This is a genomic window from Ruegeria sp. AN6, assembly GCF_056540425.1.
The window spans coordinates 14,620-28,115 of sequence record NZ_JBQFWR010000029.1 but is presented as its reverse complement, the minus strand read 5'-3'; the positions used below and the strand labels follow the sequence as shown (position 1 = coordinate 28,115).

Sequence of the window (13,496 nt, the reverse complement as noted above, 5' to 3'; positions counted from 1 at the left end):
GCTCAAATAACCTGTTTGAAAATTTTTCGACGAGTACAAACCTCAGATCACGCATGCGCGTCAACTAGACCCCAGAGTTTGCGACACATCCGGGCCGACTTTCCAATCCACGCCGGACTTAAAATTCGGCCTTTCAGTTTCCCTGATTCCGAGCTTCCAGCCGTTCCAGATTTACAACCGTCGAAAGCATAAGACGATCATGGCTCCAATCCTGGGTTTGACGAACCGAGGCCGACCCAATGGCAATCACAACAACCAGAGAAAGCGTCAGCCCAAAGAAATTTGCTGACAATTGTGTGGTCGTTACGGGCGCATCGGTCAGGGCGATCACACGCTGGCGCAGAACATGCTTTGCTTTCGGCCCGTTAACCAGGGCCACACGAAGAATGCGAGGGTTTTTCAGATTAATAGATCGTGTGCAGTAGTCCAGTAGACATGTGGTATAGTCGGTCGCGTCAATGCCTTTGCGCGAGACGACAGACTGGTCGCAGGCCAATTCGCGAAGTCGATCAAACTGATGTTTCATGGCCAGATAGGCCGGGTTCCAAAACAGCAGAGGACGCATAAGCTCGAAACCCAGTTCCCATTCCACGTCCAGCGCGCGGATGTGCTGGAATTCATGCGCCAGAGCAAAGCGCAAATCGCGTGGCGAGTTTAGCAAATGGCTGGGCAAAACGACGTGACGGCGACGAAGGCCGCGTACTGCAAAAGGCACAGTTACGCGATCTGAAAGGCGAATGTCCACCTTTGCCGATTGTCGCCAAAGAAAGCTGGACCGTACGGCCTTGCGAATTGTAAGCGCGTTGCAGGCAACCCGAATTGCCAGAACAATTGATAGAAGAACCAGCGTAGTCAGCGCGCAAGTTACGAAAACAGAGCCGCCTGACAAGACATAGTCGAGCCAGCGTTCGCGCGTATTCAAAAGGGTTTCGAACTGCGCAGCGGGCATGGCGATTTCGCCGCGCAAATAGGCCGCCACTGCGATATCCCCCAGCGCGACAACACGTCCGGGCCACACCTGAGCGACAAAGCCCGAAACACCGATCGCCAGAACCGGGCTGAGCATAACGCCGATGCAAAGTATCTTGAGCGAACGAAGCTGAGCAACAAAGCCGTACCTCATGGGCGTCAACGCAAGGCCCCCACGCACGGCCAGCCAGATCAGCGCCGATAATCCAAGCACAACGTTGAACTCGAGAAACGCATCGAGAACCGGTTTAACCGCTGTCATTTTGCAGTCTCCTCTCTACCAGTGCTCGAATCTCCTCTAGGTCATCTTCTGTCAGGCCCTCATCGTCGACCAGCCTTGCAACCAGAGTTGCGGGCGTGTCGTCAAACAGGGTCCGGGACAGATTCTGCAACGACCGCGACTGATACCTGTCCTTCTCGAGAAGGGGTCTGTAGATCAGCGACTTGCCGTTCTTCTCGCTTTCGACAAAGCCCTTCTCATCAAGGATCCGCAAAATTGTGGCTCCGGAAGTGTAGGCCAGATTGCGATCAGGTGGCAGGCGATCAAGGACTTCACGGACCGTGCCCTGACCAAGCGCCCAGAGTTCGTTCATGAACTCAAGTTCCACTTCGGTCAGAAGATTTGTTGTCTTTTTCTTTCGCATCAATCTCGGTGTCGCCATTATTAGTATGCCTGACAGACAAGCATCCTTTCGCTGTTTCGCAAAGCCTAAACTTTCCAGAAGACGAAGACGCCCCAACCGATGGACAGGAAAAGCGGCGTCCAAACAGGTTGGCCAACCAGCCCGAGCCAGGCCAGGAAGATATAGGTCGAGCCCAGCAGGGTGATGAACAACCGATCCCCCAGCGTGGTGGTCAGTCCCAGCACGCCGCGCCGCTCGATCCCGTCTCGGAATTTGAGCCCTTCCAGCAAACCAATTAGGGCGATGGCCGAAAAGATACCGATGAACACCGCCAGTGTTGCCGGAGTCCATGCCATCCAGAAATCCGGCCACAAAGGAGCGGTCCACGAGAAACCTTTTTCCTCTTGCTGGCCGACACTGCCCCAACCGGCCTGTTGGGCATAGGCCACTGAAGGCAGGAAGGGCAGAGCGACAAGAAGTTTACGCATATCGAACCTCACACACGTCCCATCGCGAAACCGCGCGCGATGTAGTTGCGGACAAACCAGATGACGATGGCGCCGGGGATGATGGTCAGCGTGCCGGCGGCGGCCAACAGGCCCAGTTCGTACCCCGCGCTGGAAGCGGTGCGGGTCATCACGGCGGCAATTGGTTTGGCCTCGACCGCAGTCAGGGTTTTGGCCAGCAGCATCTCGACCCATGAGAACATGAAGCAGAAGAAAGCAGCGACACCGACGCCCGCTTTGATGTTCGGTAAGAAGATCGTCACGAAGAAACGCGGGAACGAGTAACCGTCTACATAGGCGGTTTCATCCAGTTCCTTCGGGATGCCGCGCATGAAGCCTTCCAGTATCCACACCGCCAGAGGCACGTTGAACAGCGTGTGTGCCAGCGCCACAGCCAGATAGGTGTCGAACAGGTGGATCGACGAATACAGCTGAAAGAACGGCAGCGCGAACACAGCCGCAGGGGCCATCCGATTGGTCAGCAGCCAGAAGAACAGCTGTTTGTCCCCCAGGAACCGGTAGCGCGAGAACGCGTAGGCCGCAGGCAGCGCCACGCAGACCGAGAGCACCGTGTTGATCGTCACGTAGATGATCGAGTTGATATACCCCCAGTACCACGTCGGGTCGGTGAAGATGGTGATGTAGTTCTCCAGCGTGAAGGTCTGGGGGAACAGGGAAAAGCCCGACAGGATCTCGTTCGTTGTCTTGAAGGACATCGCCACCAGCCAATAGATCGGTAGCATCAGAAACGCGATATAGAGGATCGGGATAAGGGACCGCTTCTTCATTGCGCCTCATCCTTTGTCATCAGAGTGTAGAAGACCCACGACACAAGCAGCGTGATGGCGAAGTAGATCAGGCTCATCGCGGCTGCAGGGCCAAGGTCGAACTGTCCCAGCGCGATCTTCACAAGATCGATCGACAGCAAGGTGGTTGAGTTGCCGGGGCCGCCGCCGGTCAACACGAAGGGCTCGGTGTAGATGTTGAAACTGTCCATGAAGCGTAGCAAAACGGCGATGGTCAGGACGGTTTTCATCTTGGGCAGCTGGATGTAGCGGAACACTGACCACGGGCTGGCACCGTCAATCTTGGCAGCCTGATAATAGGCGTCAGGGATCGAAACGAGGCCCGCATAGCACAGCAACACCACAAGCGAAGTCCAGTGCCAGACATCCATAACAATGACGGTGATCCAGGCCGAAAGCGGCTGTTGAGTCATGTCATAGTTGACGCCCAGAACGTCATTCAGGAAGTATCCCAGCAGGCCAATCTTGGGCAGGGTGAAGATGTTCCACATTGACCCAACCACGTTCCACGGGATCAGCATCGGCAGGGCCATCAGCACCAGACAGACCGGCACCCAGAACCCTTTGCGGGGCATCGACAGGGCCACGATGATGCCCAACGGCACCTCGATCAGCAGGATCAGGAAGGTGAACAGGAATTGCCGACCCAGCGCGGCTTGGAAGCGGTCGGATCGCAGGATCTGTTCGAACCAGCCCAGACCTTCCCAGAAGAACTGGTTGTTGCCGAAGGTTTCCTGCACCGAGTAGTTGACCACTGTCATCATCGGCACCAGCGCGTTAAACGCGACCAGCGCCAACACCGGTAGGACAAAGAACCATGCCTTTTGGTTTTCCGTTCTCATAGCGCCCGCTCCTCGGTTGCGATCCAGCCGTCGCGATAGACACGGGATTGTTCAGGTTTGAATTGCAGGAAGACCTGTGATCCGGGCTCGGGCACGCTGTGTTCAGTCACGGCCTTGAGCGCCGTGTCGCCGACCATCGCGCTGACAACGTAGTGGCGGCCGATGTCCGAAACTTTGGTTACATGTGCCGGGATGCCTGTGTCGCCGAAGCCTACATATTCAGGGCGGATGCCCAGATCGGTGCGGCCTCCGTCGCCATGGGTCGGGCCTTCCAGCACAACCTCGTGACCTTCGAACACCGCGCGGTCACCCTTGGCCTCGCAGGGCAGCACGTTCATGCCGGGGGAGCCGATGAAGTGGCCGACAAATGTGTGTTGGGGTCGCTCGAATAGCTCAACGGGCGTGCCGATCTGCACCACTTCACCTTCCTGCATCACTACGACCTCGTCCGCAAAGGTCAGGGCCTCAGTCTGGTCGTGGGTCACGTAAATCATCGTGGCTTTGACGCGTTGGTGCAGCTCTTTCAGCTTGGAGCGCAGTTTCCACTTCAGATGCGGGTCGATCACGGTCAGGGGTTCATCGAACATCACCGCGTTCACGTCGTCTCGCACTAGACCGCGACCCATCGAGATTTTCTGTTTGTTATCCGGACTCAGACCCGATGCGCGCGTGCCCAGCATATCCGTGACGTCAAGCATTTCGGCGATCTCATCGACGCGGCGCTTGATTGTCGCCGGGTCAACACCTCGGTTTTTCAGCGGGAAAGCCAGGTTCTCGCCGACGGTCATCGTGTCGTAGATCACCGGGAACTGGAACACCTGTGCGATGTTGCGTTGATCTGGGGGCAAGGCAGTAACGCTCTGACCATCGAACAGGATCTGTCCTTCGGACGGCGTCAAAAGACCCGAGATAATGTTTAGCAACGTGGACTTGCCACAACCGGACGGTCCTAGCAGCGCATAGGCACCGCCATCGCGCCAAGTCACGTCGATTTCCTTCAGTGCATAGTCTTGCGGCTCTTTCGGCGTCGACATGTAGCTGTGTCGCAGGTTTGAAAGCTTGATCTGTGCCATGTCAGGCTATCCTTTTGCCATCTTGGCCGAAATACCGGCAGTGGGCCGGGTTCATGTAGAAGCTGTGATCTTCGCCAACCTGATAGGGGTGGACGCCCGAGGCAAGTGACACCCACGCATCATCGCCATGTTGGAAATGCGCGCTGGAATCCGAGCCGGACAGTTCGGTCACAATCACGCGGCCGGTAAGCTCCACATCATCATCACAAGAGCGAAACGGGGTCACCCGATGGGGACGCACGGCGACCATGTAATCTCCGTCGGCCATTTCTGTGACAGCCCAGCCACCTCCACCAGCCATTTGCGCCTGAGCGCCGGACACAGTGATGCGCGCGACATTGATCGGCGGATCCGAAAAAACTCGCGCGGCGGCGATGTTCTCAGGGTTGCGATAAATATCAGCGGTCGGCCCGAACTGGGTCACGCGGCCATCTTCCATCAGGGCCGTGTATCCACCCAGAAGCAGTGCTTCTTCGGGCTCTGACGTGGCATAAACCACCACAGCACCACGACCCGCGAACAGATCGGGCAACTGCTCGCGCAATTCTTCACGCAATTTATAGTCGAGGTTTGCCAACGGTTCGTCGAGGAAGACGGCGCGGCTCTCTTTCGCAATGGCCCGCGCCAGTGCCGTGCGTTGCTGTTGCCCGCCCGACAGCTCATGCGGGCGGCGGTGTAACATCGGGCGCAGTTGAAGCAGATCTGCGGCTTCTTCCACGCGGCCCACGATCTCGGACTTCGCCATGCCCGCTACGCGCAACGGAGAGGCGATGTTGTCGAACACGGTCATATGCGGGTAGTTCACAAAGAACTGGTGCACCAGGCTGATCTGCCGCTTCTGCGTGTTCAGTTTAGTCACATCCTTCCCATCCATACAGACCTTGCCCGAAGCAATCGGGTCCAGCCCGGCCATCATCTTGATCAGAGAGGTCTTGCCCGATCCTGTCGTGCCAAGCAGCACATTGAAATGGCCGGTCTGCAGCGTCAGGTTGGTTGGTTTGATATGGATGACGTTGCCGACCCGCTTGGTCGCGTCCTGTAGTTCGATCATTTTCGCGAATTCCGATCCCGCAGCGCCCGCGCTGTCTTGGTCTTGGTGTGGGATGCCGCGAACGGCACCCCGGGTTGCTTTGGCTTACTGAGACTGCCAGCGCTGAACCAGCTCGTCATAGTTGACAGTCTGGCCTTGCGGCTTTTCGTTCTCAAGCTTGGCCTTGGGCGAACCTTCTTTCTCGAGCCAGAATGACGCATCCTGCGGCTCGTTCAGGCGCGGTCCGCATCCACCGTAAACACCTGCGCTTTCATCCGCGGCCTGCATACGGGCCATGGTGATGTCCATCTCTTCTGCCAGACGGTCCATCGCCTCTTGTGGAGTAAACGCGCCCGAGTTCACGTCACCGATCTGCTGCCACCAGATCTGGGCCAGCTTCGGATAATCCGGGACGTTGATGCCGGTCGGCGACCATGCCACGCGGTCAGGTGAGCGATAGAACTCGACCAGACCTCCCAGCTTGGGTGCACGTTCGGTGAACGACTCGTGGTTGACCGAGCTGTCGCGGATGAAGGTCAGACCCACATGGGACTTTTTCACATCGACAGTCTTGGAGGTCACGAACTGGGCATAGAGCCAAGCTGCCTGTGCACGATCCTCGGGGGTCGACTTCAGGAAGGTCCACGACCCCACGTCCTGATAACCAACCTTCTGGCCTTCCTCCCAATAGGGGCCATGCGGGCTAGGCGCCATCCGCCACAGCGGCGTGCCTTCGTCATCCACGGTGTTGTTGCCTTCGGACTTCGGCTTCACCATGTCGGCGGTGAAGGCGGTATACCAGAAGATCTGCTGGGCCACATTGCCTTGGCTGAGCGCTGGCAGAGACTGGTAGAAGTCATAGCTTGCGGCACCTGGAGGGGCATAGTTGCGCAGCCACTCGTCCCACTTACGGATCGCGTAGACCGCAGCCGGGCCATTGGCAGCACCACCACGCGACACGGACGCACCGACAGGGTTACAAGTGCCCGCTTCCATGCGGATGCCCCATTCGTCGACGGGAACACCGTTCGGCTCGCCCACGTCACCGGCACCAGCCATCGACAGCCAGGCGTCGGTCATGCGCCATCCGAGGTCAGGCGCGCGCTTGCCATAGTCCATGTGGCCATAGATCGCGACGCCATCTACTTCTTTCACGTCATTTGTGAAGAATTCAGCGATGTCTTCGTAGGCCGACCAGTTGACCGGAACGCCCAGATCATAGCCGTATTTCTCTTTGAACGCGGCTTTATTGTCCTCGTCATCGAACCAGTCCTTGCGGAACCAGTAGAGGTTGGCGAATTGCTGGTCAGGCAGTTGATACAACTTGCCGTCCGGACCGGTGGTGAACTGAATGCCCATGAAGTCATCCAGATCCAGCGTCGGCGAAGTTGTCTCCGCCCAGTCGCCACCCATCATGTCGGTCAGCGGATAGGCCAACTGCAGGCGCGAATGCGTTCCGATCAGGTCGCTGTCGTTGACATAACCATCATATAGGTTCCGCCCGGTTTGCAGCTGAGTCTGAACGGCCTGAACCACTTCACCTTCGCCGAGAATCTGGTGATTGACTTTGATCCCTGTGATTTCCTCGAACGCCTTTGTCAGAACCTCAGATTCATAGGAATGCGTCGGGATACCCTCGGACAGGACATTGATTTCCATGCCCGAGTACGGTTGTGCAGCTTCGATGAACCACTTCATTTCGGACAACTGTTCGTCCTTCGACAAGGTCGATGGCTGGAATTCGTCGTCAATCCAACGTTGTGCTGCGGTTTCGTCGGCCCAAACAGGACCATGCCCCGCAATGACGGCCGCTGCCGCCACGGCGGAAAGTAGATGTCTCCGCATCTGTCTCCTCCCAAGATTATGTGATCCGGCGCAGACCGGATGGCAATCAGCATCGGTGATATTCAGCGTAGCTGTCAAACTAAAATTTTAGTAATAACAGTGAATATTGTTAACTATTTGATAATAAATATTATTTTTACTATCTAGATATTTATGATTTAAAATTTGTTCAATTTACTGATATCCGTGGGTGCTGAAAACATCGCGTAACTAATTCTTGAGTCGGCTTAACACCCACTGCTCAAATGCGAATTGGGTGAAGCACAAGGCTGACGTCTGCTAACATCAAAGTTCAATTAGCCTGTTCGCAGTTGCAGTAAAAGTTTGCCATCCTGCCCGACCTGCAAGGGGCAGCACCGCAACGGAGTAGGCCTTTGGCCAATAGCAGCAATGGGCCGTCCTTGGCATCGATAGGGCATCGGCAGGTCCCGATGATGCGCTATCTCCGAGGTCCGCCGTGAGCCCTTTCTGTTCGATTCTGCACTTTGCTCAAATGTCGGCTGTTCGCGCTGTGTTGATTTCCAGGTTCTCAGTTTCGTAGACGGTTGAAGCGAACCAATGTTCACCTAACTTGGGTCGTCGTGCTTCGGAAGATGCCACTATCGGGCGCCAACTTGATGTCTTTTCGCAAAACCTTGACGTACCAGCGCATTAAGTCTGAGCCGCAGATTGCCAGATTGGTTCCACAAACAGCGTTTCAACCACGTTCAACCGAAAGGGACCAAGAAATGAAAAAGACACTGATCACATCCGCCACCGCGTTCAGCATTGCTCTGAGTGCAGGAATGTCAATGGCCGGCCCGTTGCACGGGCAGGTTCAGCGCGAGCATACACAAAATATTCATTTATCAGTCTCGCAAGCATTCAACCACATTGACGGGGCGGCTGATCCTAGAATCGATTTGTCGCCAACGAATGATCTCGGTCAAAGGACTGGTTCTTTGATCCAGCAGCATCGTGAAAATGATCCATCAACCACGGGTCTCGGTGACTGCCAGAAGGGGGCTGCGATGCTCTGTTATGATTGCACCATTGGCAATCCATATGGTTGCGATGATCATTTTCTAAATTGAGCACGGCAGCATTCCCTAGTTTTATTCCATGAAATCCCGGTTGGGGAATGCGCAGCAAGGGGTGCTGCGTAAGTGAAGTGTGAAAATCAAAGGTCGGTTTTGTCCGCGAACTGTAAATTCGTTCACCACCTGATTTTGCGAATGCAGTGAAGGTATGCTATGCGGGCTGCAAGCGCAGCACGGCGATTGATCGCTGGATGTCGGCTTTGGGCCGGCCTTGCTTATCGGGCTAGTTCTGTACCCGTGCCCGCGTTAAGCGCGTTGCAAACCCCCTCTACGGCTTGAGTAGCTCGTCGCCTTGCTGGGCGCGCGTACGATTTATCGAAGCAAGGCATACTTCGCGAACGCAAGTAATTTGTTTGGCGTGATTGCAATGGTTAGTCTTCAGTTCATTCGAAGACGCCGAAATCCGACGCCCCAATGTCGCAAATTCTAACAAGATGTGCGCTCTGACCGACAGTCTCACAACGCCAAACTTGGTTTCTTCCGCAGATCATCACGGTTCTGGACCATTCCAAAGAAGGAGACCCATATGTCTGGGAATGAAGACAACATACAGCAGCCCGGCTTTGTGCTGGCCCTCGTGCCAATAGTGCTGACCCTGTGTGTGCTTGGGCTGCAACTATTCTATTTCGATGACTTTACTCCACACATCCCACTGGCATTCGGAGTCGCAATCACTGGCATCGTTGGCCTCATGTTGGGTCACAAATGGCCCAGCATCGAAGAGGGCGTGTTCCACGTTATCAATATCTCCCTACCGTCGGTCTCGATACTGATCACAGTGGGGATGATCATCGGTGTGTGGATCGCAAGCGGCACCGTCCCGACGCTGATCTACTATGGTCTCAGGATTTTGTCGCCCGAGCTTTTCCTCGCCGCAGGAATGGTCCTTTGCTCTATTGTCTCTGTTTCTTTGGGCACCTCGTGGGGAACGACAGGCACCGTCGGATTAGCGCTGATGGGGATTGGAGCCGGGTTCGGCATTCCAATGTACTGGACAGCGGGGGCGGTAGTCTCTGGTGCATTCTTTGGAGACAAGATCTCGCCTTTATCAGATACGACAAACCTGGCACCTGCTGTGACGGGGACTAATCTGTTCGATCACATTCGGAATATGCTTCCAACCACAGTTCCTTCCATGCTGATTGCACTGGTAATATATTTTGTCGTCGGCTTCACTTTGATCGACACGTCCCAGGTATCATTTGACCGTATTCACGCGATCACCACCGCGCTGGACGACGCTTTCTGGATTTCACCGATCATGCTGTTTCCGGCTGTTCTAGTCATCGTGCTGGCGGTCATGAAACAACCTCCGATCCCGTCACTGTTCGCAGGTGCCGTTGCGGGCGGCATCATGGCTATCTTCTGTCAGGGGGCTGGACTGCATGAGACGTTCACCTTCGCCAACAGCGGCTATTCGATCGATACTGGGGTTCCGGAGATCGATCCCCTGCTGAACCGCGGCGGAATTCAGTCTATGATGTGGACGATTTCACTGGTGCTGCTGGCATTGGGGTTTGGCGGAGCGCTTGAACGCGTAGGCTGCCTTCAGGCCATCATCGAAGTTTTCATCTCGAAGGTGAAAACGTTTGCCGGTATTCAAACCTCAGCCATCCTGACCTCTGTTGCGACCAACACCGTTGCAGGTGACCCCTATCTGTCAATTGCACTGCCAGGGCGGATGTATGCACCGGTCTATCGCGCCATGGGCTATTCCCCACTGAACCTATCCCGGGCGGTCGAGGAAGGCGGGACTCTGGTGTCCCCTCTGATCCCGTGGAATGCAGGTGGTGCGTTTGTCATCACGGCGCTTGGCTTGGGAATCACAGACGGCAACTTCGAAAATCTGCTGTATATTCCGCTTGCATTCGCTTGCTGGCTGTCACCGGTCATCGGTATCTTCTATGCCATGACAGGGCTGTTTTCGCCTAAAGCCAGCGAAAAAGAAATCCGCTCCTGGGAGGAAAGCGGCGAACCTGTTGCACAGATGAGTGCCTAATCTTTCTGCACCAACACCAAATGAGGTGTTGGTGCCCTTCATCCGCCTCGGTCGATACTGGGAGGAGAGCATATGGACCCGAGAAACTTTGTCCCAAAGGGCGCGGCCAGCTATCGCATTGACTATGATGGATCGGCCAAGGAGATCTATTTCCTGCTGCTGCCTAAGCTGACTATGCTAGCCTTTAGCGCTGCAGTGGAACCTCTTAGGATCGCCAATCAAGTTACAAACAAGGAACTGTATAAGTGGTTCCTGATTACCGAAGACGGAAATCCGGTTACCTGCTCGAATGGGATTGAAATTACGCCGGATTATGCCCTGCGTAATCTACCGCGATCCTCGCGGCTGTTCGTATGCTCGGGTATTGAACCAGCGGAAAGTACCAACCCGAAAGTCCTGTCGTGGATCCGCCGCCAAAGAACCTTTGGATGTAATCTGGGTGGTATTTGCACAGGGGCTTTTGCCCTTGCCAAGGCTGGAGTTCTGTCAGGGAAAAGGTTCACATTGCATTGGGAAAACCACCCTGCTTTTGTCGAACATTTTGATGACTTGGAGCCATCGTCAAACCTGTATGAGATCGACAATGAGCTTATGACATGTGGCGGCGGAAATGCCGCAACCGACATGATGTTGGACATGATCGAATCCGATTTCGGAAATGATCTGGCGGTCATCGTTTCGAACATGTGCATCCACTTTCGGTCCAACAATAGTAAAACGCTCCAGAAATCAGCCTTTTCGGTAGCTTTGGGTAGTCGCAACCAGTACCTCATCAACGCGATGCAGATCATGCAAGAAAACCTGGAAGAGCCGTTAGATATCTCCGAAATAGCAAAAGCCGTGCAGATATCTCGTCGCCAGTTAGAGCGTCTCTTCCAAAAGTATGTCGAAACTTCGCCTGTTCAGTTTTATATAGAACTGCGCGTTTCAAGGGCTTACGCATTGCTCAGCGAAACCGAAATGGCGGTCGCGGAAATCGCGGCAGCCACAGGTTTTAGCAGTGCTACACAACTTACAGTACGATTCAAGAAACGCTACGGCGAAGCACCAACTTCATTCAGAAGGGGGTGGTCTGAAAGGCGTGAATAATTTGCGTCTGAACAGTCATAATTTGAGGCATCTAAACGTACTCCAGTGGTTTCTCTGCAGCGACTCTGTTGCATGGATCAGAGATGGGGCGACCAGACCCCAAACCCAACACTTCAGAAAATGCGCTCATGTTCTGCACGACCAAGAGATGTCATGTGGTTCAGCGCTTTTGATGCAATTTTGCTTCAACTACTTGAGTGGCAAGATCACGCGATTGCAGGCGACGGGCACGATTGAACTTGTATGGCATCCACGGCAACTCACGAAAATGAAAGCACCAGAGCTAAACTGGGAAGCCGAGCCGTGCAACAAAGTCGTGCAGAACAACATTCCAGATGAAGTAATCGTGCGGGATAATGATCCTCGCCGCTGTCCAGCGGATAACCCTTCAGCGATTGGGTAGGCTACATCCCAGAAAGCCCCGCATTGGTATTCAATAGAAACTGGCGGAAGATCGGGCTGCTTGCTGCTCCAATGCCTCGGGCGTTTTCACCAACTGCTGCAGCTTCTACGACCGGAGGAATCAATCCACGCTTGTCTTGGTTGAGGAGGTAACGACGAACCCGGGCAACTAACTCTTCCCGCACTTCCGATGGGAACGCGCCGTCTATGAAAATCGCCTCAAAGTCGATGACCGCGCAAATGGACAAGGCAGCCTTGGCAAGTTCTTGTGCCGTGGTACCAATCCAAGGCTCGACATATCGCGAAATGCTGCTCCAATCTTGTGGCTTCATCCAGAGTATTTGGGGATCGACACCGGCTTCGATCAACCTGTCTTCGAGCAGGAACAGTGAGGCAGTGTCGATCAACTGCTGGCTTTCGCCTAAAGGCCCGGTCGTTCGCATCGCGCCCAAGGCACCTGCATTTCCCTGGTTGCCCTCAAACACGGTGCCGTTCAGCGCGACTCCGCCGCCGATCATTGACCCGATGAAGAAATAAAAATAGTCGCGATATTCGGCCCCGCGCCCATAAAGATGCTCGGCGTGACAGGCAGCCGTCGCATCGTTGACCACAAAAACTGGCAGGTCGCTGAATTTGGCCACCTCGGAAAAGAAATTCACGTTTTTCCAGGACCTGAATTTTTTGGCCGCAAGCCCAGACAGGTCGTGCCACTTCCACAGTTCGAACGGTGTTCCGATTCCAATCCCGCATACACGGTCGCGAAGTTTCTGGGGTTCATGGACCAGAAGTTCCTCCAATCCTTTCTCCAGAAACCCGAACACCGCTTCGGGCAGCGGATAGTCATAAGTCGTCGAGATTTGATGGCGCGGCTTGCCGGTGAAGTCGATCAAAAGAAGATCAGCGCTGCGGCGACCGATCTTCATTCCCACCGACAGGATGCCTTCGGGATTGAGTTCCATTGGGATGGAAGGTTTCCCCACCTTGCCCCTTAGCGGCGTCCCACGTTTGAGAATCTCGTCCTTTTCGAGCTTACGCAGAATGATCGACACGGTCTGAGGAGACAGGCCTGTGAGCCGCGCGATTTCGGCCCCGGCAGCAGGTCCATGCCGTTGTAAAACCGTCAGAATCAGGCGTTCGTTATGATCACGAACACCGCTTTGGCTTACCCCGCCGGTTAGTATTTTCAGCGCTTCTCTTTCCATAACATTAAACATAAACACCTTGTTTTCTTAT

12 protein-coding genes are annotated in these 13,496 nt (G+C 54.9%); 3 read left to right on the top strand and 9 right to left on the bottom strand.

The features are described from left to right. Nucleotides 1-133: 133 nt before the first annotated feature. From ACR0MQ_RS22400 to ACR0MQ_RS22365, 8 genes are all read right to left on the bottom strand, one after another. Complete coding sequence (locus tag ACR0MQ_RS22400; RefSeq protein ID WP_480611099.1) at nt 134-1,231, bottom strand: M56 family metallopeptidase; 1,098 nt, start codon at nt 1,229-1,231, stop codon at nt 134-136. Further along, entirely contained in the window at nt 1,218-1,613 is a 396-nt protein-coding gene (locus ACR0MQ_RS22395; RefSeq protein ID WP_010442339.1) for a BlaI/MecI/CopY family transcriptional regulator, read from the bottom strand. The genes ACR0MQ_RS22400 and ACR0MQ_RS22395 overlap by 14 nt, the downstream gene beginning before the upstream one ends. Before the next feature lie 65 nt (nt 1,614-1,678). Then, nucleotides 1,679-2,080, bottom strand: a complete 402-nt coding sequence (locus ACR0MQ_RS22390; protein WP_480611096.1) for a DUF2160 domain-containing protein — start codon at nt 2,078-2,080, stop codon at nt 1,679-1,681. Between the two features lie 8 nt (nt 2,081-2,088). After that, nucleotides 2,089-2,886: a carbohydrate ABC transporter permease gene (locus tag ACR0MQ_RS22385; protein ID WP_058280831.1), complete on the bottom strand. Its 798-nt coding sequence runs from the start codon at nt 2,884-2,886 to the stop codon at nt 2,089-2,091. Further along, nucleotides 2,883-3,746, bottom strand: a complete 864-nt coding sequence (locus tag ACR0MQ_RS22380) for a carbohydrate ABC transporter permease (RefSeq protein ID WP_480611093.1) — start codon at nt 3,744-3,746, stop codon at nt 2,883-2,885. Before ACR0MQ_RS22380 ends, ACR0MQ_RS22385 begins: the two co-directional genes overlap by 4 nt. Then, nucleotides 3,743-4,819, bottom strand: a complete 1,077-nt coding sequence (locus ACR0MQ_RS22375; RefSeq protein ID WP_480611089.1) for an ABC transporter ATP-binding protein — start codon at nt 4,817-4,819, stop codon at nt 3,743-3,745. The genes ACR0MQ_RS22380 and ACR0MQ_RS22375 overlap by 4 nt, the downstream gene beginning before the upstream one ends. A gap of 1 nt (nt 4,820) precedes the next feature. Then, nucleotides 4,821-5,870, bottom strand: a complete 1,050-nt coding sequence (locus tag ACR0MQ_RS22370; RefSeq protein ID WP_480611086.1) for an ABC transporter ATP-binding protein — start codon at nt 5,868-5,870, stop codon at nt 4,821-4,823. Nucleotides 5,871-5,954: 84 nt separating this feature from the next. Further along, complete coding sequence (locus tag ACR0MQ_RS22365) at nt 5,955-7,694, bottom strand: ABC transporter substrate-binding protein (protein WP_480611083.1); 1,740 nt, start codon at nt 7,692-7,694, stop codon at nt 5,955-5,957. 728 nt (nt 7,695-8,422) lie between these two features. Here ACR0MQ_RS22365 and ACR0MQ_RS22360 point away from each other — a divergent pair. From ACR0MQ_RS22360 to ACR0MQ_RS22350, 3 genes are all read left to right on the top strand, one after another. Then, nucleotides 8,423-8,767: a hypothetical protein gene (locus tag ACR0MQ_RS22360; protein ID WP_480611080.1), complete on the top strand. Its 345-nt coding sequence runs from the start codon at nt 8,423-8,425 to the stop codon at nt 8,765-8,767. 532 nt (nt 8,768-9,299) lie between these two features. Then, nucleotides 9,300-10,772 carry a Na+/H+ antiporter NhaC gene (gene nhaC / locus ACR0MQ_RS22355; RefSeq protein ID WP_480611078.1) on the top strand — a complete coding sequence of 491 codons (1,473 nt, stop codon included), beginning with the start codon at nt 9,300-9,302 and terminating at the stop codon, nt 10,770-10,772. Nucleotides 10,773-10,844: 72 nt separating this feature from the next. Beyond that, nucleotides 10,845-11,861: a GlxA family transcriptional regulator gene (locus ACR0MQ_RS22350; protein ID WP_480611075.1), complete on the top strand. Its 1,017-nt coding sequence runs from the start codon at nt 10,845-10,847 to the stop codon at nt 11,859-11,861. A 404-nt stretch (nt 11,862-12,265) separates the two neighbouring features. Here ACR0MQ_RS22350 and ACR0MQ_RS22345 read toward each other — a convergent pair whose 3' ends face one another. Next, nucleotides 12,266-13,465: an ROK family transcriptional regulator gene (locus tag ACR0MQ_RS22345; RefSeq protein WP_170776310.1), complete on the bottom strand. Its 1,200-nt coding sequence runs from the start codon at nt 13,463-13,465 to the stop codon at nt 12,266-12,268. Nucleotides 13,466-13,496: the final 31 nt, after the last annotated feature.